This window comes from Streptomyces sp. NPDC002386, from assembly GCF_053593175.1.
In genome coordinates this window covers 141,576-162,081 of record NZ_JBSFBX010000001.1, presented here as the reverse complement: position 1 = coordinate 162,081, position 20,506 = coordinate 141,576, and the positions used below count along the sequence as shown (strand labels likewise).

General features: G+C 73.4%; 20 protein-coding genes, 1 other RNA gene and 1 pseudogene. 11 read left to right on the top strand and 11 right to left on the bottom strand.

Annotation, left to right across the window (positions count from 1 at the left end):
* Nucleotides 1-41: 41 nt before the first annotated feature.
* Complete coding sequence (gene yaaA, locus ACWCPN_RS00740) at nucleotides 42-824, bottom strand: peroxide stress protein YaaA (RefSeq protein WP_451201520.1); 783 nt, start codon at nucleotides 822-824, stop codon at nucleotides 42-44.
* Between the two features lie 73 nt (nucleotides 825-897).
* On the opposite strand from yaaA, the gene ACWCPN_RS00735 reads away from it, so the two are divergent.
* From ACWCPN_RS00735 to rnpB, 3 genes are all read left to right on the top strand, one after another.
* Complete coding sequence (locus tag ACWCPN_RS00735) at nucleotides 898-2,367, top strand: RNB domain-containing ribonuclease (RefSeq protein WP_451201518.1); 1,470 nt, start codon at nucleotides 898-900, stop codon at nucleotides 2,365-2,367.
* 149 nt (nucleotides 2,368-2,516) lie between these two features.
* Nucleotides 2,517-3,095 (top strand): Uma2 family endonuclease, encoded by a 579-nt coding sequence (locus ACWCPN_RS00730; RefSeq protein WP_451201516.1) that lies wholly within the window; start codon nucleotides 2,517-2,519, stop codon nucleotides 3,093-3,095.
* A 54-nt stretch (nucleotides 3,096-3,149) separates the two neighbouring features.
* An RNA gene (rnpB, locus tag ACWCPN_RS00725) (RNase P RNA component class A) lies at nucleotides 3,150-3,554 on the top strand.
* A 67-nt stretch (nucleotides 3,555-3,621) separates the two neighbouring features.
* On the opposite strand, the gene ACWCPN_RS00720 is transcribed toward rnpB, so the two are convergent.
* The 3 genes from ACWCPN_RS00720 to ACWCPN_RS00710 all read right to left on the bottom strand — a co-directional run bounded on the left by ACWCPN_RS00720 (nucleotide 3,622) and on the right by ACWCPN_RS00710 (nucleotide 5,871).
* Entirely contained in the window at nucleotides 3,622-4,665 is a 1,044-nt protein-coding gene (locus tag ACWCPN_RS00720) for a hypothetical protein (RefSeq protein WP_451201514.1), read from the bottom strand.
* 215 nt (nucleotides 4,666-4,880) lie between these two features.
* On the bottom strand, nucleotides 4,881-5,246 hold the full coding sequence (locus ACWCPN_RS00715; RefSeq protein WP_451201512.1) for a MazG-like family protein: 366 nt from the start codon (nucleotides 5,244-5,246) through the stop codon (nucleotides 4,881-4,883).
* Nucleotides 5,247-5,325: 79 nt separating this feature from the next.
* Nucleotides 5,326-5,871 (bottom strand): DoxX family protein, encoded by a 546-nt coding sequence (locus tag ACWCPN_RS00710; RefSeq protein WP_199210333.1) that lies wholly within the window; start codon nucleotides 5,869-5,871, stop codon nucleotides 5,326-5,328.
* A gap of 126 nt (nucleotides 5,872-5,997) precedes the next feature.
* On the opposite strand from ACWCPN_RS00710, the gene ACWCPN_RS00705 reads away from it, so the two are divergent.
* Entirely contained in the window at nucleotides 5,998-6,324 is a 327-nt protein-coding gene (locus ACWCPN_RS00705; protein WP_451201511.1) for a nuclear transport factor 2 family protein, read from the top strand.
* 97 nt (nucleotides 6,325-6,421) lie between these two features.
* Here the strand turns inward: ACWCPN_RS00705 and ACWCPN_RS00700 are convergent.
* A pseudogene (locus tag ACWCPN_RS00700) lies at nucleotides 6,422-6,667 on the bottom strand (ABC transporter ATP-binding protein); the annotation flags it as partial.
* A gap of 75 nt (nucleotides 6,668-6,742) precedes the next feature.
* Between ACWCPN_RS00700 and ACWCPN_RS00695 the strand changes: the two are divergent.
* Entirely contained in the window at nucleotides 6,743-8,023 is a 1,281-nt protein-coding gene (locus tag ACWCPN_RS00695; protein WP_451201510.1) for a D-alanyl-D-alanine carboxypeptidase family protein, read from the top strand.
* A 251-nt stretch (nucleotides 8,024-8,274) separates the two neighbouring features.
* Here the strand turns inward: ACWCPN_RS00695 and ACWCPN_RS00690 are convergent, their stop codons facing one another.
* Together ACWCPN_RS00690 and ACWCPN_RS00685 are read right to left on the bottom strand one after the other, a co-directional pair.
* The gene (locus ACWCPN_RS00690) at nucleotides 8,275-9,033 is read right to left on the bottom strand and encodes an SDR family oxidoreductase (protein WP_451201509.1); all 759 of its coding nucleotides are present in this window, start codon (nucleotides 9,031-9,033) and stop codon (nucleotides 8,275-8,277) included.
* A 119-nt stretch (nucleotides 9,034-9,152) separates the two neighbouring features.
* Nucleotides 9,153-10,175: a Gfo/Idh/MocA family protein gene (locus ACWCPN_RS00685; RefSeq protein WP_451201507.1), complete on the bottom strand. Its 1,023-nt coding sequence runs from the start codon at nucleotides 10,173-10,175 to the stop codon at nucleotides 9,153-9,155.
* A gap of 86 nt (nucleotides 10,176-10,261) precedes the next feature.
* Between ACWCPN_RS00685 and ACWCPN_RS00680 the strand changes: the two genes are divergently transcribed.
* From ACWCPN_RS00680 to ACWCPN_RS00660, 5 genes are all read left to right on the top strand, one after another.
* Nucleotides 10,262-11,551, top strand: a complete 1,290-nt coding sequence (locus ACWCPN_RS00680; RefSeq protein ID WP_451201505.1) for a multidrug effflux MFS transporter — start codon at nucleotides 10,262-10,264, stop codon at nucleotides 11,549-11,551.
* On the top strand, nucleotides 11,503-12,678 hold the full coding sequence (locus ACWCPN_RS00675; protein WP_451201503.1) for a serine hydrolase domain-containing protein: 1,176 nt from the start codon (nucleotides 11,503-11,505) through the stop codon (nucleotides 12,676-12,678). Before ACWCPN_RS00680 ends, ACWCPN_RS00675 begins: the two co-directional genes overlap by 49 nt.
* A gap of 65 nt (nucleotides 12,679-12,743) precedes the next feature.
* A complete protein-coding gene (locus tag ACWCPN_RS00670; protein ID WP_451201500.1) occupies nucleotides 12,744-13,739 on the top strand; it encodes a small ribosomal subunit Rsm22 family protein in 996 nt (331 codons plus the stop codon).
* Nucleotides 13,740-13,767: 28 nt separating this feature from the next.
* Nucleotides 13,768-14,382: a TetR/AcrR family transcriptional regulator gene (locus ACWCPN_RS00665; protein WP_451201499.1), complete on the top strand. Its 615-nt coding sequence runs from the start codon at nucleotides 13,768-13,770 to the stop codon at nucleotides 14,380-14,382.
* 112 nt (nucleotides 14,383-14,494) lie between these two features.
* On the top strand, nucleotides 14,495-15,223 hold the full coding sequence (locus ACWCPN_RS00660) for a bifunctional DNA primase/polymerase (RefSeq protein ID WP_451201497.1): 729 nt from the start codon (nucleotides 14,495-14,497) through the stop codon (nucleotides 15,221-15,223).
* A gap of 30 nt (nucleotides 15,224-15,253) precedes the next feature.
* On the opposite strand, the gene ACWCPN_RS00655 is transcribed toward ACWCPN_RS00660, so the two are convergent.
* The 4 genes from ACWCPN_RS00655 to efeO form a co-directional block, all read right to left on the bottom strand.
* Complete coding sequence (locus tag ACWCPN_RS00655; protein WP_451201495.1) at nucleotides 15,254-16,246, bottom strand: hypothetical protein; 993 nt, start codon at nucleotides 16,244-16,246, stop codon at nucleotides 15,254-15,256.
* A 105-nt stretch (nucleotides 16,247-16,351) separates the two neighbouring features.
* Nucleotides 16,352-17,224: an iron uptake transporter permease EfeU gene (efeU, locus tag ACWCPN_RS00650; RefSeq protein ID WP_451201494.1), complete on the bottom strand. Its 873-nt coding sequence runs from the start codon at nucleotides 17,222-17,224 to the stop codon at nucleotides 16,352-16,354.
* 3 nt (nucleotides 17,225-17,227) lie between these two features.
* Nucleotides 17,228-18,514, bottom strand: coding sequence for an iron uptake transporter deferrochelatase/peroxidase subunit (efeB, locus tag ACWCPN_RS00645; RefSeq protein ID WP_451201492.1), 1,287 nt, complete (start codon nucleotides 18,512-18,514; stop codon nucleotides 17,228-17,230).
* Between the two features lie 17 nt (nucleotides 18,515-18,531).
* Nucleotides 18,532-19,668 (bottom strand): iron uptake system protein EfeO, encoded by a 1,137-nt coding sequence (gene efeO / locus ACWCPN_RS00640; protein ID WP_451201489.1) that lies wholly within the window; start codon nucleotides 19,666-19,668, stop codon nucleotides 18,532-18,534.
* Between the two features lie 184 nt (nucleotides 19,669-19,852).
* On the opposite strand from efeO, the gene ACWCPN_RS00635 reads away from it, so the two are divergent.
* Nucleotides 19,853-20,497 carry a PhzF family phenazine biosynthesis protein gene (locus ACWCPN_RS00635; protein ID WP_451201487.1) on the top strand — a complete coding sequence of 215 codons (645 nt, stop codon included), beginning with the start codon at nucleotides 19,853-19,855 and terminating at the stop codon, nucleotides 20,495-20,497.
* Nucleotides 20,498-20,506 lie beyond the last annotated feature (9 nt).

Here is a 20,506-nt window from a genome sequence, read left to right as displayed (position 1 = left end):
GATCGTTGCGCATGATGCAACGGCAGCTCAAACGGTCGTACTCAGTGGACCTCGTCCACCAGCACGTCCAGCGCCCACGGCTTCCCCGCCGCGCCCGGCGCCTCCGCCTCCACCACGTATCCGAGGTCCCGCAGCGCCGTCACCAGCTCGGCGGGGTCCTTCGGGGCGGCACCGGCCGTCAGCAGGCTCCGCACGATCCGGCCCTTCGTGGCCTTGTTGAAGTGGCTGACGACCTTCCGGGTCGGCGCGTGCAGCACCCGTACGGTCGCGGTCCGCCCGGCGACCTCACCCCTGGGCCGCCAGGCCGCCGCGTACGCGGCGGAGCGCAGGTCGAGCACCAGGCCCCGGCCGGCCGCCTCGGGCAGCACCTCGGCCATCGGCGCCCGCCAGTGCCCGGCCAGCGCGCCGAGCCCCGGCAGCTTCACGCCCATCGAGCAGCGGTAGGAGGGGATGCGGTCCGTCACGCGCACCGCGCCCCACAGCCCCGAGAAGACCAGCAGCGAGCGCGCCGCCCGCTTCCTGGCCGCCGTGTCCAGCGAGGCCAGGTCCAGGGCGTCGTACAGCACACCGGTGTAGATCTCCCCGGCGGGCCGGGCCCCGGCCGTACGCAGCCCGGCGTTCTTCGCCACCTCGCCGCGCAGCCCCTCGCTGAGCCCCAGTACCTCGCGCGCCTTCTCCTCGTCGGCGGCGCACAGCTCGACCAGTTCCGCCAGCACCGCCTCCCGCGCCTCGGCCAGTCCCGGCAGGGACAGCGACTCCGGCTTCAGCGGGGCGCCACGGCCCGAGGACGCTTTTCCTTCCGAGGGCGGCAGCAGGACAAGCACGCGTACTCCTTCTCATCGGTTCAGCGCCAGCGTACGGGGTGCTGCGCACGCCCCCTCGCCCTACGCTCGACACATGCCCCGCCGCAGGATCCGGCTGACCGGCGCCCCCGAGGCCCCGCTGCGGGCCGCCCTCGTCGCGCTCCGCGCCGAACTCGGCATCCCGGAGGAATTCCCGCCCGAGGTGCTCGAGGAGGCCGGGCGTTCGGCGAAGAACCCCGTGCTGCCCCCGCACGACGCCACGGAGCTGCCCTTCTTCACCCTCGACCCGGCCTCCTCCACCGATCTCGACCAGGCGATGCACCTGTCCCGGCAGGGCACCGGCTACCGGGTCAGGTACGCCGTCGCCGACGTCGCCGCCTTCGTCGCCCCCGGCGGCGGCCTGGACGCGGAGACCCACCGGCGGGTGAACACCCTCTACTTCCCCGACGAGCGGGTCCCGCTGCACCCCACCGTGCTCGGCGAGGGCGCCGCGAGCCTGCTGCCCGACCGGACCCGGCCGGCCGTGCTGTGGACGGTCGACCTCGACGCGGAGGGCCGAACCGTCGCCGTCGACGTGCGCAGGGCCCTGGTCCGCAGCCGCGCCCGGCTCGACCCCGCGGGCGTCCAGCGGCAGATCGACGGCGGCACGGCGGAGGAGCCGGTCGCGCTGCTCAAGGAGATCGGACGGGCCAGGCAGCGGCTGGAGACCGAGCGCGGCGGCATCTCCCTCGACGTCCCCGAACAGGAGATCACCGAGCGGGACCACGCCTGCCTGCCGGCCTACCGCACCCCACTGCCCGCCGAGGGCTGGAACGCCCAGCTCTCCCTGCTGGCCGGAATGGCCGCCGCCGACCTGATGCTCGCCACCGGCACCGGCATCCTGCGCACCCTCCCCGCCGCACCCGACGATGGGGGTCCCCCCGCTCGAGCGAAGTCGAGAGTGGGGGACGTGGCCCGGCTGCGCCGCACCGCCACCGCCCTGCGCGTCGACTGGCCGCACCACGTCTCCTACGCGGCGCTGCTGCGCACCCTCGACCCGCGCGAACCGCGCCACGCGGCCTTCCTCCAGGAGTGCACCACCCTGCTGCGCGGCGCGGGCTACACGGTGTTCCAGGACGGCGACCTGCCCCCGATCACCACCCACGCCGCCGTGGCCGCCCCCTACGCCCACTGCACGGCCCCGCTGCGCCGCCTGGTCGACCGCTACGCCTCGGAACTCTGCCTCGCGGCCGTCGCCGGCGAGCCCCCGCCCGCCTGGGTGCGCACCGCGCTCGACGCCCTGCCCCGGCGGATGGCCGAAGGCGCCCACCGCGCGGCCACGGTCGAGCGCGAATGCGTCGACCTCGTCGAGGCGGCCCTGCTCAAGGACCGCGTCGGCGACGTCTTCGAGGGCTTCGTGGTCGACCTCGCCGACCGCCACCCGGACATCGGCACCGTGCAACTGGAGTCCCCGGCGGTCGCCGGCCGCGTGGAGGGCGACCGGCTGCCCCTCGGCGAGCGTCTCCGGGTCCGCCTCACCCGGGCGGACCCGGGCACGTCGAAGATCCTCTTCACCCCCGCCTGAGCCTTTCGGCGCGGGCTCGCCGAGCGAACGGCCCAGCGCCTGACGAGGGCCCCGCTCCTGTGCCACGATCGAGGGAACGGTTCCCGATCTCTCGGACAGGTGATCTTGGGATGTCCCACTCTGGCGACCGACCCAAGGAGGGGCGTGACATGACCGCCGTGGCACATGAACCCACCACGCCGGCCGAAGGCCTGCTGGACATCTTCCTGTCCCTCGACACCCCGGAGGGCTTCCGGGCCGAACTGATCGAGGGGGAGATCGTCGTGACACCGCCGCCGGACGGGGACCACGAGGACTACATCAATCGGATCATGAAGCAGGTGATCCGGAGGTCCACGACCGACATGGATTTCTCGGGCAACAAGGGCCTGAAACTGAAGAGCGGAGGAGCCTGCCCGAAGAACCACGTGATCCCGGACGGCACCTTCGCCCCCGCGGCTCTGCGCCTGTACCGGGGAGCGGAATCGTGGATGCCCTGCGACGGCGTCGCCATGGTCCTCGAGGTGACGTCTACCAAGCCCCGGATCGACCGCGAGGCGAAGCGCCGCTGCTACGCGCGCGGCGGTATCCCCCTCTACCTGCTGGTGGACCGTGAGGCGTCCTCGCTCACCCTCTTCGGCGAGCCGGAGAACGACGACTACCGGCAGCACTGCACGCTGCCGTTCGGCAAGCCCCTGACCCTCCCGGAGCCCTTCGCCTTCGACCTGGACACCGCGGAATTCGTCTGACCGGCGGCGGGATCGGGCGCCCCGCGCGCCCGGTACCATGGTCGGCACGGCAGACGAGCCGGGCGGGCGGCCGCGTGAAGTTCCCGAAAGGGGCTTCCCGAGGAACGTCCGGGCTCCACAGGGCAGGGTGGTGGCTAACGGCCACCCGGGGTGACCCGCGGGACAGTGCCACAGAAAGCAGACCGCCGGGGACCTCGGTCCTCGGTAAGGGTGAAACGGTGGTGTAAGAGACCACCAGTGCCCAGGGTGACCTGGGCAGCTAGGTAAACCCCACCTGGAGCAAGGTCAAAAGGAGCGCCGTCAAAAGCGCTCTGCGCGGACGTTCGAGGGCTGCCCGCCCGAGTCCGCGGGTAGACCGCACGAGGCCGGTGGCAACACCGGCCCTAGATGGATGGCCGTCGCCCCGGGGCCCGCGAGGACCCCGGGGAACAGAACCCGGCGTACAGCCCGACTCGTCTGCCCCCACCGCCCGGCGCGGCCGACGGCCCGCGGGCGCCCTTGCGACCCGCCTCCGCCGTGCGTGCCGTCAGCACCAGCGGGTGTGCGGGCAGTTCCAGTCCCGGTCGTCGTCGCCGGACGAGCCTGCGGAGCCGTCCGAGCCGCGCGGGAGGCCGTTCGGGAAGGTGCTGTCGCGGTTCCGGTCGCCGGGGAACGGGTCGTGGTAGTCGGGGTCGCCGTCGTCGTCACGGTCCGGCAGGCTCGGCCGGTCGCCGTCCTCCCGGTCCGACTTCGGGCAGCCGTTGCGCGGGTCGGTCAGTCCGAGGGTCACCCAGGCGTCGAGGGTGACGTCCGAGTCCGCGGACGGGTCGGTCACGCACACCCGCCAGGCGTCGTAGTCGCCCTCGTCGGGCAGCGTGTCGTTGACGTACGCCGTGTCCGCCAGCACGTGGTCGGCCGGGACACCGAGGTCCACGACCTCCTTCCGCGCCGTCTGCCACGTCTTCCACACCAGGTCCGGCATCTTCGGCCAGGGGACGGCCCCGCCGTCCTCCTCGGGACAGGGCGCGCCGGTCCGCACCGCGCCGAAGTCGATCGTCTTCGTGTCGGACCAGGTCCAGCCGGTCTTCTGGAAGCACACGGTCCAGTTCGACCGCATCCAGATGCTCTTGCCGTCGTCGGACGCGTTGTGGTCGCCCACACCGAACCCGGCGGCCTCCGCCTTCTCCCGCGCCTTGTCCAGCCGCAGGCCCCGGTAGTCGGCCGCCCGCGGTCCGGGCTTGGCGGTCGGGGAGGGCGAGGGAGACGCGCTGTTCACCGCGTCGACCGCACGCCCGTGCGCCGTGCCCTTCCCGTCCGCCCGCGCCACGGTGCCGCCGGCGTCCCTTTTTTGCGGGTCCGGGACGACCGCGCCGAGCAGGGCCGTGGCCGCGATGGTGGCGACCACCTTCGCGGCCTTCTCCCAGGGGTTGTCCTTCCAGATCAGGATGATGGCGAGGACCAGCACGAAGAACCCGAGGAACTGGTTCACCAGGCCCAGCAGCGGCACGGCGAGCACGAAGCCGACACGGGCCCGGCTGGTCAGCCACCAACGCGGGTGGGGAGAGGTCGGCGGAGCGGGCGGGTGGCTCATGCGCGGTGTTCTCTTTTGGTCAGGGCCATGGCGGGGCGCCCGGGGGGGGCAACTCCCGCTGTACGTCGTGTCGGGCGACGGCATCGTACAGAGCGCGCGACCGTGTCGATGACGGCGGATGTGGCGAACTTCCGGGCTTGGGCCTGTTCGCCGGAGGTGCGGACGCCGACGCCGGCGCCGAATAGCGGGCGGGCAGGGGGAGTTGGCGTGCGCGCTCAGGCCGGCGGCTCCAGCGGCCGCTCCCGCACCCGGGTCAGGTGCCGCTCGAAGACCTCCCGGGCCTGCGGGGTCAGGGTGCGCAGGGCGACCAGGGCGGTGATGGCCACGTCGCAGAGTTCCGACTGGACGTCGTCCCAGGTGTGGGTGACGCCCTTGCGGGGGTTCTGGCCGGTCGCGCCGATGACCGCCTCGGCGACCTCGCCGACCTCCTCGGAGAGTTTGAGGATGCGCAGCAGTACGCCTTCCGGGCCCGGGACCGTGCGGGTGGCCTCCAGGCGCGAGTGGAGTTCGTCCACGGCCGGCCAGAGGCCGGGGGTGGGGTCGGCGGTGACGGCGCTACCGGGGGTGTCCTGATGGGTCATGTCGCGCAGACTGCCATGCCGTCGCACGGAGTTGCCCGCTCCTGCGCCGACAGCGCCCCGAACTCCCGGGACGGAGCCCCTACTCCTCGAACAGGGCCTCCTGCTCGCCCTCCTTGCGCTGCCGCAGCCGCCGGTTCCGGGCGCCCACCACCACGGCCGTCGCCGCCGCCGTCACGCCGAGGGCCACCGGAACCATCCAGCCGCGGTCGAAGACGTGGCCGAAGGCGTGGTCGAGGGAGAGGCGGCCGGGGCCGGTGACGGCGAGGCCGGCCGCGGTCAGACCCAGGGACGCCGCGTGCTCGTAGCCGCCCTCCTGGGCGAAGAAGCCGTTGGGCGCGTGGACCGCCGCCGCCCCGGCCATCGCGCCGGCCGCCGCCGCGCCCGCCGCCGGGGTCGCCAGGCCCAGCGCCAGCAGGGCGCCGCCGCCGGCCTCCGCCAGGCCCGCCGCCGTAGCGCTCGCCTTGCCCGGCGCGTAGCCGATGGACTCCATGAACTGGCCGGTGCCCTCCAGGCCGTGCCCGCCGAACCAGCCGAACAGCTTCTGCGCGCCGTGCGCGGCCAGCACCCCGCCGGTCCCCAGCCGGAGCAGCAGCAGGCCCACGTCGCGTCGGTCGTAACAGGTCACGGTGACTCTCCATCAGCAGGCGACAGGTCCCCTCCGCGTTCCCACCGTCGCACTCCTCACCCCACCGGGCGCGTCCTGGGCGGCGTTCGGGTGGCGGCGGCGGGGGACCGGTGTGAGCCTGGCGCCATGACCATTCAGCCAGCCAAGCTGCGCGATCCGGCGGTCCGGGCGTTCGTCCACGCCGTCAACGCCCACGACCGCGAGAGCTTCCTGTCCCTCCTCGCGCCCGACGCGACGATGGCCGACGACGGCTCGGACCGCGACCTCGCCGACTGGATCGACCGGGAGATCTTCTCCTCCCACGGCCACATGGAGGTCGACAACGAGTCCGACGGCGGCCACACCCTCCTCGCCCGCTACCGCAACGACACCTGGGGCGAGATGCGCACCAGGTGGACCTTCACCGTCGGCGACGACGGGCGCATCTCGCGGTTCGAGACCGGACAGGCCTGAACACCCGAAGGGCCGCTCGTCATCACGGAGCCCGCCGAGGCGGCGGCCTGCCGGGGTGACGAGCGGCCCTTCGGGCCGTCCGGCGGATCGGCGGCCGTCAGTGGCCGTGTGCGCCGAACCGCTGCTCCGCGTAGGGCTGTCGCCGGGCGTCATCCCGGCTTGCGCCCGCCTGCTCCGTCAGCGTGATCCGGCCAGCCTCGATGGTGGCCGGGCGCGGGGCGCGGCGGGCTGTGGAGGAGTCGTGGGTGACCATGACGAAGGTCAGCCCGTGCTCCCGCCACAGGCCCTCCGGCAGAGCCATGACGTCGTCGCGGGTGCCCTCGTCGAGGTTGCCGGTGGGCTCTAGGGAGGAACCTTTGCGGGGGCCTGGGTAAAGGATGTGCAAGGGCTGGGAACGCGGGTGACTCACCGGATTCTCATGGGACGGCAAATTCCGGTCGTCCCACCGGCTCCTGTGGACAAACCCCTGTTCGACGCGGTGTACGGTCCCGGGGTGCGTGATAGTTCCCGGCTCAGCCGGCGTGCCGTCCTCGGGCTGACGGCCGCCGCCCTTCCCCTCTCCGCGGCCTCACCGGCCGCCGCCGCCACGGTCGTGGGCGGTGAGCGGCTGGCGCGTGGCGGAGTCCAGGTGCTCGGCGCCTCGAAACCGCCCAGGAAGCTCGACGCCCGCGCGTGGCTCGTCGCCGACGGCGAGAGCGGCGAGGTGCTCGCCTCGTTCAACGCGCACCGGCGCCTCGCCCCCGCGTCCACGCTGAAGATGCTCTTCGCGGACACCGTGCTGAAGAAGTTCGACCGCGCCGAGCGGTACAAGGTCACCGACGAGGACCTGGCCGACGTCCCGGCGGGTTCCAGCCTGGTCGGAATCAAACCCGGAATCACCTACACCGTCGAGCAGTTGTGGCAGGGGGTGTTCCTGCGCTCCGGCAACGACGCGGTGCACGTGCTGTCGCACATGAACGGCGGCATCGCGAAGACGGTCGCCGAGATGCAGGCCAGGGCGGAGGACCTGCAGGCCCTGGACACCCGGGTGGTGAGCCCCGACGGCTTCGACCACAAGGGGCAGCTCTCCTCGGCGTACGACCTCACGCTGTTCGCCCGGCACGGCCTGCGGGACGCCGACTTCCGGGGCTACTGCGGCACCCGGACCGCCGACTTCCCGGCGGGCGGCAGGAAGACCTTCCAGATCCAGAACACCGACCGCCTGCTGACCGGGGCATGGGGTCTCGACGTGTACGAGGGTCTGATCGGAGTGAAGAACGGCTACACCAGCCACGCCGGGAACACCTTCACCGGTGCGGCCACCCGCGGCGGCCGTACCCTCCTGGTCACCGTGATGCACCCCCACGTCGGCGGCAACGCGGTCTACGAGCAGACCGCCGCGCTGCTCGACTGGGGCTTCGAGCACGGCGGTTCGGCGCAGGCGGTGGGCGCGCTGGTGGAGCCGCTCAGCGCGGGCGGGGCGAGCGCGAGTCCGGCGCCGGGTACGGCCCGGAGGGCGGCCCGGGCCGGGGCGGGCGCTCCCGGCGCGGCGTCCGGACACCCCTCGTCGTGGCGGCTGCTGGAGGGCGCCGTCGGGTCCGCCGCCCTGCTGGGCGGGGGTGCCTGGGCGCTGCGCCGGCGGCTGACCCGGGGCAGGGCGGCCACGGCCGAGGCCGAGGAGCGGCCCGAGAGCGGAACCGGCGGACGCCGGCGGCTCTGAGCCGCCGGAACGCGAAGGGGTCGTGCGGTGGAGCGGTCTGCGGCAGCCGTTCCACCGGCCGGTGCGTACCCCGCGGTCACCCGCGGGACCCACCCCCAACCTGCGGCCGGCGGAACGGCTGCCGTCCCCCCTCGGTATGGCTTCGGAATCCCCGTACTCCAAGTGTGAAGCTCTTGTGGAGAAAAGTTGACCATATGCGGCCGATCGGCCGCAATACCGCGGATGTTCGAACTGCGCCCGCCCAACCTGCCTCAGCCGCGCCCGATGTAGGGCATCGCGGTCGCCAGTACCGTCGCGAACTGCACGTTCGCCTCCAGCGGCAGCTCGGCCATGTGCCGCACGGTGCGCGCCACGTCCGCCACGTCCATCACGGGCTCGGGAACGGTCCGCCCGTCGGCCTGGAGTGCGCCGGTCTCCATCCGGGCCGTCATCTCCGTGGCCGCGTTGCCGATGTCGATCTGGCCGACGGCGATGCGGTACGGCCGCCCGTCCAGCGACAGCGACTTGGTCAGGCCGGTCAGCGCGTGCTTGGTCGCGGTGTAGGCGACCGACATCGGCCGGGGCGCGTGGGCGGACACGGAACCGTTGTTGATGATCCGGCCGCCCCGCGGGTCCTGCTCCTTCATCCGCCGGTACGCCGCCTGCGCGCACAGGAAAGCCCCGTTGAGGTTGGTGTCCACCACGTGCCGCCAGGCCTCGTAGGGCAGGTCCTCGACGGGGACCCCGCCGGGCCCGAAGGTGCCCGCGTTGTTGAACAGCAGGTCCACCCGGCCGAACCGCTCGACGGCCGCCGTGAAGAGCGCGTCCACGTCCTCGGGCCGGGACACGTCGGTGCGCACCGCGAGCCACGGGCCCCCCGGCGCCCGCGCGGCCGTCTCCTCCAGCGTCTCCGTGCGCCGGCCGGCCAGGACCACCGACCAGCCGGCGCGCAGCAGTTCCACGGCGACGGCCCGCCCGATGCCGGAACCGGCGCCGGTCACCACCGCGATCTTCGATTCCCTGTCAGTCATGGCTCCGCAGCGTAGGCGGCGGCTCCGCCATGCGGAATCGGCTGTCCGCCATACGGCTGGGGCAAGGGAGGGCGAGGCGGCGCACGGCCGGACGGGAGCCGTGCGCGAGACGGCAGGTCCTAACCGGCGACCGCGGCCGCGGTCACGGCCTCCCCGGGGTACCGCACACCGATCCGCTCCCGGATCGCGTCCAGCGTGCGCATCACCGCGAGGCTGCCGGCCAGCGGCACCAGCGGCGACTCCCGCTCGCCCGCCCGCAGTGCCCGCATCACCTCGACCGCCTCGTGCCGCAGGCTGGTCCGTGGCCCGTCGGCCGGGTCCGCGGTGAACTCCTCGCCGTCGCGGCCGTCCCGGTGCAGCACGAACCGCTCGGGGTGGAAGAAGCCTGCGGGGATGTCGATCCGGCCGAGCGAGCCGGTGACCGAGGCGGTGGTCCCGGTGCCGCCGGCGATGGAGCAGTGCAGCGAGGCCAGCGCGCCGCTCTCCCAGGAGAGCAGGGCGCCGGTCTGGAGGTCGACGCCCTCGGCCGAGAGCACCGCGCTCGCGGCGACCGCGTCGGGCTCGCCGAGCAGCAGGTGCGCGAACGACACCGGGTACACCCCGAGGTCCAGCAGCGACCCGCCGCCGAGCGCCGGGTCCCGCAGCCGGTGCGCCGCCGGGAACGGACCCGCGAGACCGAAGTCGGCCTGCACCGTGCGGACTTCGCCGATCGTCCCGTCGTCCACCAGCGCCTTCAGCCGCCGCACCAGCGGATTGCAGTACATCCACATCGCCTCCATCAGGAAGCGGTCGTGCTCCTTGGCCAGGGACACCAGCTCCCCGGCCTCGCGGGCGTTGAGCGTGAACGCCTTCTCGCACAGCACGTTCCGCCCCGCCGTCAGGCACAGCCCGGCCGCGGCCCGGTGCGCCGCGTGCGGGGTGGCGACGTACACGACATCGATGTCCGGGTCCGCGGCCAGCGACTCCCAGTCGCCGTAGGCCCGGGTCACCCCGAACCGCTCGGCGAACGCCTCCGCGGACTCCTGCCTGCGCGAGGCCACGGCGACGATATCCGCGTCCGGCAGATCCACCAGATCCGCCGCGAACGCCGCCGCGATCCCACCCGTCGCCAGGATCCCCCACCGCACGCTCTGCTGCCCCATCCCGCCCCGCCCTCGCTCATGTGTGCCTCGGCAGTGTGTACGAGCTGAGAGCATAGGTGCCGGGACAGCACGAGAGGGAGGGACGCATGCGCGAGGACACGGCGGCATCGGCACCGGAATCGGCGCACCCGGCCGCCGCCGCGCCGGTCGCGCCCGCCCGGCCCGCCGGCCTGCTCCTCGTGCTCCTGCTCGGCGGCCTCACCGCCACCACCCCGCTGGCGATGGACATGTACCTCCCCTCGCTGCCGGAGGTCACCCGCACGCTGCACGCCCCCGCCGCCACCGTCCAGCTCACCCTCACCGCCTGCCTGGCCGGCATGGCCCTCGGGCAACTGGTCGTGGGGCCGATGAGCGACCGCTGGGGGCGCCGCCGGCCGCTGCTGGCCGGACTCGCCGTCTACCTCGTCACCACCGCCCTGTGCGCGCTCGCGCCCAACGTCGAGACCCTGGTGGCACTCCGGCTGGCGCAGGGCCTCGCCGGCTCGGCCGGCATCGTCATCGCCCGCGCCGTCGTGCGCGACCTGTACGACGGCCTGGCCATGGCCCGCTTCTTCTCCAGCCTGATGCTGGTCTCCGGGGTCGCCCCGATCGTGGCGCCCCTGATCGGCGGCCAGATCCTGCGGGTGACGGACTGGCGGGGCGTCTTCGTCGTCCTCACCGTGGCCGGCGCCGGGCTCACCGCCCTGGTCTGGGCGCGGCTGCCGGAGACCCTGCCGCCCGCCCGCAGGCACCGGGGCGGCGTGGGGCAGGCGCTGCGCGCGATGCGCGGCCTGCTCGCCGACGGGCCGTTCAGCGGCTACCTGCTGGCCGGCGGCTTCGCCTTCGCCTCGCTGTTCGCCTACGTCAGCGCCTCGCCGTTCGTCGTGCAGGAGATCTACGGCGCCTCCCCGCAGACCTTCAGCCTGCTCTTCGGCCTCAACTCGGTCGGGCTCATGGTCACCGGCCAGATCAACGGCAAGCTGCTGGTCGGCCGGGTCGCCCTGGACAAGGTGCTCGCGGCCGGCCTCGCGGTGACCGTGCTCGCGGCGGCCGCCCTGCTGCTGATGTCCGCCGGGGTCTTCGGCGAGACCGGCCTGGTGCCGGTCGCCGCCGCGCTCTTCGTGCTCATGTCGGCGATGGGCCTCACCCTTCCCAACGCCCAGTCCCTCGCCCTGCTGCGCACCCGGCAGGCCGCAGGCTCGGCCTCCGCGCTGCTCGGTACCTCCTCCTTCCTGATCGGCGCCGTCGCCTCCCCGCTGGTCGGGGTCGCCGGGGAGCACACCGCCGTGCCGATGGCGGTCGTCCAGCTGGCGGGTGCGTTGGTCGCGGTGGCGTGCTTCGTGGGACTGTGCCGTCCGTGGAGGGCACGTACGGTGCCGGAGGGAGACCAGAACTGAGCACGCCGAGACTGCGCCCCGGCACACCCGAACGAGCCGGGCTCGACCCCACGGAACTCGGGCACCTGGCGGACGAGGTGCACGCCCTGACCGCCGGAGTGCGCCCCTGGGCGGCGGGTGCCGTCGTGCTGGCCGGACGCGGGCCCGTGGTCGCCGTCGCCGAGGCCGCCGGCTGGGCGGTGCGCTACGCCTCCTACGACGCCGGGACCGGCACCGGGGTCGAACTGCCGCCCGCCGAGCGGGTCCCGGCCGGTGTCGGCACCCCCTTCGACCTGGCCTCCCTCACCAAGCTGTTCACGTCCGTCGCCGCCGTCCAGCAGATCGAGCGCGGCACCCTCGGCATGGACGCCCGGGTCGGCGCCTACCTGCCCGAGTTCACCGCCGCCGCCGAACACGGCATCACCGTCCGGCAGTTGCTCACCCACACCTCCGGGCTGCGCCCCGAACTCCCGCTGTACGAACGGCCGGACACCGCCGCCCGGCTGGCGATGCTGCGGGCCGAGGCGCCCGCCGCCGCTCCCGGCACCTACCTCTACTCGGACCTGAACATGATCCTGCTCCAGTTCGTCCTGGAGCGGATCACCGGCCGCACCCTGGACGTGCTGATCGAGGACGGCATCACCCGGCCGCTCGGGATGGCGGCGACCGGCTTCGGACCGTGCCCCGGCGCGGCGGCCACCGAGGACCAGCGGCTGCCGTGGGCCAAGGCCGACCGGGGGATGCTGCGGGGCGTGGTGCACGACGAGAACGCCTGGGCGCTCGGCGGGGTCGCCGGCCACGCCGGCCTCTTCTCCACCGCGCCGGACCTCGCGGTCTTCTGCCGGGCGCTGCTGGGCGGCGGCGCGTACGGCCCCGCCCGCATCCTCGGCCCCGACTTCACGGAACTCCTGCTGACCGGTCCCGGCCTGGGATTCGCCGTGGACCAGCCGTGGTTCATGGGCGAGCTGGCGGGCCGGGGAGCGGCGGGCCACACCGGCTTCACCGGCACCTCCCTCGTCCTGGACCCCGCCACGGACACCTTCCTGGTCCTGCTGGCGAACACGGTGCACCCCCGCAGACGCCTGCCGGACAGCAGACCGAGGGCGACCATGGCGACCCACCTGTCCCGGGCCGTCCGCGGCGCGTGAGCGCGGGCGGCCGGCGTCGCCGCCCACCGGGACCGGCCCCCTCCCGACCCTGAGAGAATCGCGGGGTGAACGCCCCAGTCTCCCCAGCCGACGCCCTGCGTGCCTCCGTCACCGCGCTGCTCGACGGGCTTCCGCCCCGGCAGGCCGCCGGGGCCGTGGAGCGGCTGATCGCCAGCTACCGGGGCGACACCCCCACCCACGCCCCGATCCTGCGCGACCGCGCCGACGTGGCCGCGTACGCCGCCTACCGGATGCCCGCCACCTTCGAGGCGGTCCGCTCGGCGCTGGCGGCGTTCGCGGACACCGTGCCCGGCTGGGCGCCCGGCAGCCATGTGGACGTCGGCGGCGGCACCGGAGCGGCGACCTGGGCGGTGACCGCCACCTGGGACGGGACCCGGCCGGTGACCGTGCTCGACTGGGCCGAACCCGCGCTCGCCCTCGGCCGGGAGATCGCCGCCGCCAACCCGGCCCTGCGCGACGCCCGCTGGGAACGCGCCCGGATCGGCACGGCGCTCACCCTCGGCCCCACCGACCTCGTCACCGTGTCGTACGTCCTCAACGAACTCGCCGAGACCGACCGCGCGGCCCTCGTGGACGCGGCCGCGGCCGACGCGCAGGCCGTCGTGATCGTGGAGGCCGGTACGCCCGCGGGCTACGAGCGCGTCATCGAGGCCCGCGACCGCCTCGTCCGCGCCGGCTTCCGGGTGGCCGCGCCCTGCCCGCACAGCGCCGCCTGCCCCATCGTCCCCGGTACGGACTGGTGCCACTTCTCCGCCCGGGTCAGCCGCTCCTCGCTGCACCGGCAGGTCAAGGGCGGCTCCCTGCCCTACGAGGACGAGAAGTTCAGCTACGTGGCCGCCACCCGGCTCCCCGCCGAGCCGGCTTCGAACCGGGTGGTCCGGCGCCCCCAGATCCGCAAGGGGCAGGTGCTGCTGGACCTGTGCGAGGCTGAGGAGCGGCTGGGCCGTACGACCGTCACCAAGCGTCACGGCGCCCTGTACCGGGCGGCCCGGGACGCCGACTGGGGCGACCCCTGGCCGCCCCAGGACCCGCCCGCGTAGCCGTCCCGTGGCTTGTTAGCGTCAGCCCATGGTCCAGAAGCCCGCCCCCGACGCCGCCCGGCGCAGTGAGAAGTCCCGCCGGGCGATCTACGCCGCCGCCCTCGCCCTGGTCGGTGAGACCGGCTACCGGAAGACCACCGTGGAGGGGATCGCCGCCCGCGCCGGGGTCGGCAAGCAGACCATCTACCGGTGGTGGTCGTCCAAGGCGGACGTCCTGCTGGAGGCGTTCCTGGACCTCGGCGAGCAGGCGGCACGGGCGGCGGGCCAGCAGCCCCACGCCCTGCCCGACACCGGAGACCTGGCCGCCGACCTCAGGACGGTGCTGCGGGCCACCGTGGACGAACTGCTCGACCCGCGCTTCGAGACGCCCGCCCGCGCACTGGCCGCCGAGGGCCTGGTCGACGAGCAGCTCGGCCGCGAGTTCGTCGACAAGCTGCTGCGGCCCCAGCTCCAGCTCTACGTGGAGCGGCTGCGCTCGGCACAGCGGACCGGCGCGGTGCGCCCCGACCTCGACCCGCGCATCGCCCTGGAACTCTTCGTCTCCCCGCTGGCCCAGCGCTGGCTCCAGCGCACCGGCCCGATCTCCTACGAATACACGGACACCCTCGTGGACTACGCCCTGCACGGTCTGGCCCCGCGCTGACCTCCTGTGAGGCGCGTCTCGTCCGGTTTCTCCGGATGGCCCGGGTGACACCCCGAAGCGCAGGAAGATGGGACGATGAGGCATGCTGTCCGCACCAGGCGAGAGGGGACAGATGAGCGCGACGTTCGGCGGCCGCGGCGGCCGGCAGGGCAAACTCTCCCAGTGGCTGCGCGGACGCCGCCCGAAGGAGACCGCCGATCCCGGCGGCCGTGAGGCCCTGCTGCTCGCCGCCGCGGCCGCGGGTCTGCCGCTCGCACCCGCCGCGCACCCCGGGACCGGCTACGGCTGCTCCTGCGACCGCGTCGGCTGTCCCACCCCGGCCCGGCACCCGGTGTCGTTCGCCTGGCAGACCCAGTGCACCACCGACCGTGCCCAGATCGAGCGCTGGGCCCGGCACCAGCCGCAGGCCAACTTCATCACCGCGACCGGCATGGTGCACGACGTCCTGGACGTCCCCCTGGAGGCCGGCCGGGAGGCGCTGGAGCGGCTGCGCGACGCCGGTGTGGAGGTCGGGCCGGTCGCCGAGAGCGACGACGGCCGCATGATGTTCTTCACCCTCACCCGGGGCACCCCCGAGGACGAGGACGAGTGGTGGCCCTGCGAGCTGGACTGCCACCCCGAGACCATGGACGAGCACCCGGGCCTGCGCTGGCACTGCCGGGGCTCCTACGTCCTCGTACCGCCCGCCCGGCTGCCTGGCGACGGGGAGCGCGGGCTGCGCTGGCTGCGCGGACCGGAGCACCCGCTGCCCGAACCGCTGAGCCTGCTGGAGACGCTGACCGACGCCTGCGCCCGCCACACCGGCGACCCCGCGGGCGCCGCCTGGCCCCTGGGGCACTGAGCCCGCCCGGGCACCCGGCCCCCGCGCCGGCTACTCGCCCTGCGCCGCCGTCAGCCCCTGGACCCGCCCCAGCACCGACACCCGCCCGCCGCCCGCCGGGTCGAGGGCGGCCTCGTTGGCGATGATCTCCAGCGTCAGCGACTGCTTGATCTCGCCCTTGGTCAGGGCCTGCACATCCCGATTGGGGGTGGGCACCGACGTGCCGGCCGCGGCGGTCTGCTTCTCGTAGTGGTGCGTGGTGAAGAAGACCAGCGCCCCGCCGTCCGCCGTGCGCAGCGCGAGCGGCGCGTAGTCGCCGCTCGTCAGCGGCTCGTCGATGAACTGCCGGACCAGACCCGGCCGCTTCGCCAGCTTCTGGCGGTTGGCGCGCAGGGTGCTGGTGTAGGGGCCGTCCGCGAAGGTGTTCCCGCCGCTCTTCAGGTGGCTCGCGTACCCCTTGCTCAGCCCGGCGGGCGGCACGGCCAGTCCCGTGGAGCCGGCCGGCACGGCCTCGGCCCAGCCGTCCGCGTCCTTCTTGAACTCCGGTACGTCCCCTGCCGCCACCAGCGTCAGATACGCCACCTGCCACGGCTCACCGAGGCCGTCCCGGGTGAACACCAGCAGCCAGCGGGCGTTGCCGCCCTTGTTGCCCTTGGCGTCCGCGACGAACCAGCGCGGCCACCCGGCCTTCTTCGGGATCGTGAACTTCGCGTCCGTCAGCTCCAGCGGGGAGTGGTTCGCGTTGCCCGACGGGCTGTTGGCGTGCCCGGCCTTCAGCCGGGCGCCGTCGATGTCGGCGAGGGCGCCGGTGACGTACTTCGCGTCCAGGGAGCGGTCGTAGGCCTCGTCGGCCCTGTTGTAGGCGTCCGTGAACTGCCGTAGGGCCTTGGCGGCCTCGGCGCGGCCGGCGGAGGGAAGCACCTCGCGCTCCCCGTGCACCACGACGCATCCGCTCGCCGTCAGCGACAAAGCGGTCAGCGAGGCCGCTACGAGTGCGTTCCGGTCCCGCCTGCGAAGCCCGCGACGACTGCGATCCCTGCTCATGAGGTGCCTTCACCCTCCCCTTCCCGGAGGCGAACCCTACCGGGACGGGAAGGCGCGCGGACGGCCGGTTCCCCTACTGTGCCGTCCCGTTGTCCGGCGGGCCGGTCACTCGGACGCCGGCACCTTGCCGCCGGCGGGAGCCGCGGTGCCCCGCCCGCTGCCGCGCAGCCGGGCGCGGAACTCCGGGGTGAGCAGGAAGACGGCCAGCGTCGGGACCAGGTAGAGGGCCCACACCGTGAGCTGGACGACCGTCGGGTCCGGCTGGAAGTTGAACACGCCCTTGAGCAGGGTGCCGTACCAGCTGTCCGGCGGGATCGTGCCGCTGATGTCGAAGGCCAGGCGGTTGATGCCCGGGATCCAGCTCGCCTCCTGCAGGTCGTGGAAGCCGTACGCCAGCACGCCCGCCGCGACCACGACCAGCATGCCGCCGGTCCAGGTGAAGAACTTGGCCAGGTTGATCCTCAGGGCGCCCCGGTAGAACAGCCAGCCCAGCAGCACGGCCGTGGCCAGGCCCAGCGCCACGCCGATCAGCGGGCGCGGGGTGCCGTCGCTCGCCGCGTGCACGGAGGCCCACACGAACAGGGCGGTCTCCAGACCCTCCCGGCCGACGGCCAGGAACGCGGTGGCGACCAGCGCGCCCGTGCCCATCGCGAGCGCCGCGTCCAGCTTGCCGTGCAGCTCCGACTTCAGGTGCCGGGCGGTGCGCCGCATCCAGAACACCATCCAGGTCACCAGGGCGACGGCGACGACGGACAGCGAGCCGCCGAGCGCCTCCTGCGCCTGGAACGTCATCTCCTGGGAGCCGAACTCCAGGGCGCAGCCGAAGCCCATCGCGATGGCGACGGCGATGCCGATGCCGATCCAGATCGGCTTCAGGGCGTCCCTGCGGCCGGTCTTGACCAGGTAGGCGATCAGGATGCAGACGACGAGCGACGCCTCCAGGCCCTCGCGCAGACCGATCAGGTAGTTGGAGAACACGGGCTACGCCTCCTTCTGGAACAGCGAGCGTCCCCACCAGTCGCCGGTGTCCCGGACGCCCGGGGGAACCGCGAAGACCGCCGAACCCACGTGCTGGATGTACTCGTTGAGCGCGTCGTGCGCGGACAGCCTGCGCTGCAGCGGAATGAACCCCTTGCGCACGTCGCGCTGGTAGGCGAGGAAGAAGAGGCCGGCGTCGAGCCGACCGAGGCCGTCGGTGCCGTCTGTGAAGGAGTAGCCGCGGCGCAGGATCGTGATGCCGTCGTTGGAGCCGGGGTGCGCGAGCCGCACGTGCGAGTCCGGCTTCATCGCCTTCAGGAACGGCTCGTCGTGCTCCTTGGCCTTGCCGACCGGGGCGCCCTCGCGCTTGTCGCGGCCGAAGACGTCCTCCTGCTCCTGCAGCGAGGTCCGGTCCCAGGTCTCGACGTTCATGCGGATGCGCCGGGCGACCAGGTAGGACCCGCCGGTCATCCAGTCCGGCCCGTCCCCCTCGCCGGCCCACACGAACTTCTTCAGGCGGTCGTCCTCGGTTCCTGCGATGTTGCGGGTGCCGTCCTTGAAGCCGAAGAGGTTGCGCGGGGTCTGGGCGCCCGGGGTGGTCGACGAGGTCTTGCCGAAGCCGAGCTGGGACCAGCGGATGGCGACCTTGCCGAAGCCGATCCGGGCCAGGTTGCGGATGGCGTGCACGGCGACCTGCGGGTCGTCCGCGCAGGCCTGGACGCACAGGTCACCGCCGGTGCGGGCCCTGTCCAGGTTGTCGCCGGGGAAGGCGGGCAGGTCGGCCAGGGCCGCCGGCCGCCGGTCGTGCAGGCCGAACCTGTCGAAGAACGACGGCCCGAACCCGATGGTGAGCGTCAGCCGGGACGGCTTGAGCCCGAGGGCCTCGCCGGTGTCGTCCGGCGGCGCCTCGGCGAGCCCGCCGTAGGCGCCCTCACCGACGGTCCTCCCGGCGGTCATCCGCCGGGCCGCGTCCGTCCAGTCCTTCAGCAGCTGCACGAACGCTTCGCGGTCGTCGGTCTTCACGTCGAACGCGGCGAAGTGCAGCCGGTCCTGTACGGGGGTGGCGATGCCGGCCTGGTGGGTGCCGTGGAACGGCACCGCCCCGCCCGCCTCGGCGGAGGCGGGGTCGACGTCGTCGCCCACCTTGGCCATCGCCATCCCGCCGCCGGCCGCGGCGGCCCCGAGCGCCAGCCCGGCACCTCCCCAGCCGATCAGCGCCCGGCGCGACGGACCGCCGTCGCGGGACTCCTGGGTCTCCCGGGTCTCCTGGGTTTCCTGGGTCTCGGTCATCGCCTTGTTCCCCCTGCTCACTTGACGACGGCGGCGGCGAGCTTGGACAGCGGCTCGGCGAGCGCGTTCACCGCGTCCGACAGCTCCTTGCGCTGCTCCCCGGTGACCTTGTCGTAGGAGGTGAACTCGTAGGAGTTCTTGTCGGAGCGGTACTGGTCGAGCACGGTGTTCAACGCCGCGAACTGCTTGTCCAGCTCCTTGGCCAGCGCCGGGTCGTTCTTGGCGGCGACCGGCTTCAGCAGTTCGTAGGCCTTCTGCGCGCCCTCGACATTGCCCTTGAAGTCGACCAGGTCGGTGTGGGCGTAGCGGTCCTCCTCACCGGTGACCTTGCCGGTCGCGACCTCGTCCAGCAGCTCCTTGGCGCCGTTGGCCATGGAGGACGGGGTGATCTCCGCCTTGCCGACCCGGTTCTGCCAGTCCTTGAGGTCGGTGACGAGCTGGTCGGCGATGGTCTTCTCCTCGGCGCCGATCTTCCCGTCCTTCCACAGGGCCTTCTCCAGCCGGTGCCAGCCGGTCCACTTCTGGCCCTGCTCGAGCCCGTCCTCGCGGACGTCGACCTTCGGGTCGATGTCGCCGAAGGACTCGGCGACCGGCTCGGTGCGTTCCCAGCCGAGGCGGGAGAGCGGGTAGGCCTTCTTGGCGGCCGCCACGTCGCCGTCCTTGACGGCCTTCACGAAGGTCACCACCCGAGGCACCGTCTCGTCGGCCTGGTCCAGCGCGTACTGGCGGTAGTCGGCGACCGCCTCGTCCAGCCTGGGGTCGCGCCGGGCCGTCTTGCCGCCGCCGGTGACGGTGAGCTTCTGCCGGACGCCGTGGCCCTTCATGCCGGGGCGGCAGGCGATCTCGTACGTGCCCGCCTTCACCTCGGCGGTCAGCGTGTACTTGGTGCCCGGGCCGATGTTCTCCTTCTCGGAGACGATCCGGTCGTCCGGGAAGACGATCTCGACCTCGGTGGCCTTGGAGCCCTTGTTCGCTATCTTCAGCGTGACCTGGCCGGCCGGTACGGACTTGGCCGAGGTGTCGCACTTGGAGTCGGCGGCGGTGACCTCGATGGCCTTGCCGTCCTCGGCATCGCTCTTCGCGGTGCAGGCCGAGAGGGCGGTCAGAGCGGCCACGGCGGTGGCGGCGGTGACGGTCAGTCGGACGGCTCGCATGCAGGCTCCAAGACGGATCTGGTGTGGTGAGGCTGACCTAACATAACTGAGGCTTACCTGAGCGATACACACCAGGGTCGTGATTCGGCTCACGGAAGGATCACGGACACGGCTTGGTCTCGGCGCTTCAAAGGCGGCGCCGGCACAAGGTAAAGGGGAGGTCAAGGGGTGATTCAATCATCTGGTGACTGACTACGACGTGCTCCGCGTCTTCTGCGGACCGGGCGGCGGCTACGGCAACGAGCTGGGCGTCGTCCGGGACGGATCGGTGCTGCCCGGGCGGGACGACCGGCAGGCGCTGGCCGCCAAGCTCGGCTTCAGCGAGACCGTGTTCGTGGACGACCCCGAGCGCGGGCTGATCGACATCTACACGCCCACCCTGCGCCTGCCCTTCGCCGGGCACCCCTGCGTCGGCACGGCCTGGCTGCTGGACGTGCCCGAGCTGGTCACGCCCGCCGGGCCGGTGGGCGCCCGGCTGGACGGTGAGTTCAGCTGGATCGAGGCCCGCGCGGAGTGGGCTCCGCCGCGCACCCTGCGCCAGTACGGCACCGCCGCCGAGGTAGACGCCCTCGACGTGCCGCCGCCCGGCGAGTGGATCTACGCCTGGGCCTGGGAGGACGAGGCGGCCGGACGGGTCCGGGCCCGCGCCTTCCCCGGCCGCGGCGACGGCATCGACGAGGACGAGGCGACGGGCGCGGCCGCGCTGCTGCTCACCGAGCGGCTGGGCCGGGCGCTGAACATCACCCAGGGCAGGGGCTCCCAGATCCTCACCGCGCCCCAGCCGCACGGCTGGGTGGAGGTCGGCGGCCGGGTCCTCCTCGAGCGCTAGCAAGACGCC

What these genes read in the sequence shown, in the direction of transcription:
- ACWCPN_RS00680 (WP_451201505.1), top strand. Translation starts at nt 10,262, where the DNA reads ATGCGCGAGGACACGGCGGCATCGGCACCGGAATCGGCGCACCCGGCC.
- ACWCPN_RS00735 (WP_451201518.1), top strand. Translation starts at nt 898, where the DNA reads ATGCCCCGCCGCAGGATCCGGCTGACCGGCGCCCCCGAGGCCCCGCTG.
- ACWCPN_RS00715 (WP_451201512.1), bottom strand. Translation starts at nt 5,246, where the DNA reads ATGACCCATCAGGACACCCCCGGTAGCGCCGTCACCGCCGACCCCACC.
- efeB (WP_451201492.1), bottom strand. Translation starts at nt 18,514, where the DNA reads ATGACCGAGACCCAGGAAACCCAGGAGACCCGGGAGACCCAGGAGTCC.
- ACWCPN_RS00690 (WP_451201509.1), bottom strand. Translation starts at nt 9,033, where the DNA reads ATGACTGACAGGGAATCGAAGATCGCGGTGGTGACCGGCGCCGGTTCC.
- ACWCPN_RS00665 (WP_451201499.1), top strand. Translation starts at nt 13,768, where the DNA reads ATGGTCCAGAAGCCCGCCCCCGACGCCGCCCGGCGCAGTGAGAAGTCC.
- ACWCPN_RS00660 (WP_451201497.1), top strand. Translation starts at nt 14,495, where the DNA reads ATGAGCGCGACGTTCGGCGGCCGCGGCGGCCGGCAGGGCAAACTCTCC.
- ACWCPN_RS00695 (WP_451201510.1), top strand. Translation starts at nt 6,743, where the DNA reads ATGGGACGGCAAATTCCGGTCGTCCCACCGGCTCCTGTGGACAAACCC.
- ACWCPN_RS00685 (WP_451201507.1), bottom strand. Translation starts at nt 10,175, where the DNA reads ATGGGGCAGCAGAGCGTGCGGTGGGGGATCCTGGCGACGGGTGGGATC.
- ACWCPN_RS00730 (WP_451201516.1), top strand. Translation starts at nt 2,517, where the DNA reads ATGACCGCCGTGGCACATGAACCCACCACGCCGGCCGAAGGCCTGCTG.
- efeO (WP_451201489.1), bottom strand. Translation starts at nt 19,668, where the DNA reads ATGCGAGCCGTCCGACTGACCGTCACCGCCGCCACCGCCGTGGCCGCT.
- ACWCPN_RS00705 (WP_451201511.1), top strand. Translation starts at nt 5,998, where the DNA reads ATGACCATTCAGCCAGCCAAGCTGCGCGATCCGGCGGTCCGGGCGTTC.
- ACWCPN_RS00655 (WP_451201495.1), bottom strand. Translation starts at nt 16,246, where the DNA reads ATGAGCAGGGATCGCAGTCGTCGCGGGCTTCGCAGGCGGGACCGGAAC.
- ACWCPN_RS00720 (WP_451201514.1), bottom strand. Translation starts at nt 4,665, where the DNA reads ATGAGCCACCCGCCCGCTCCGCCGACCTCTCCCCACCCGCGTTGGTGG.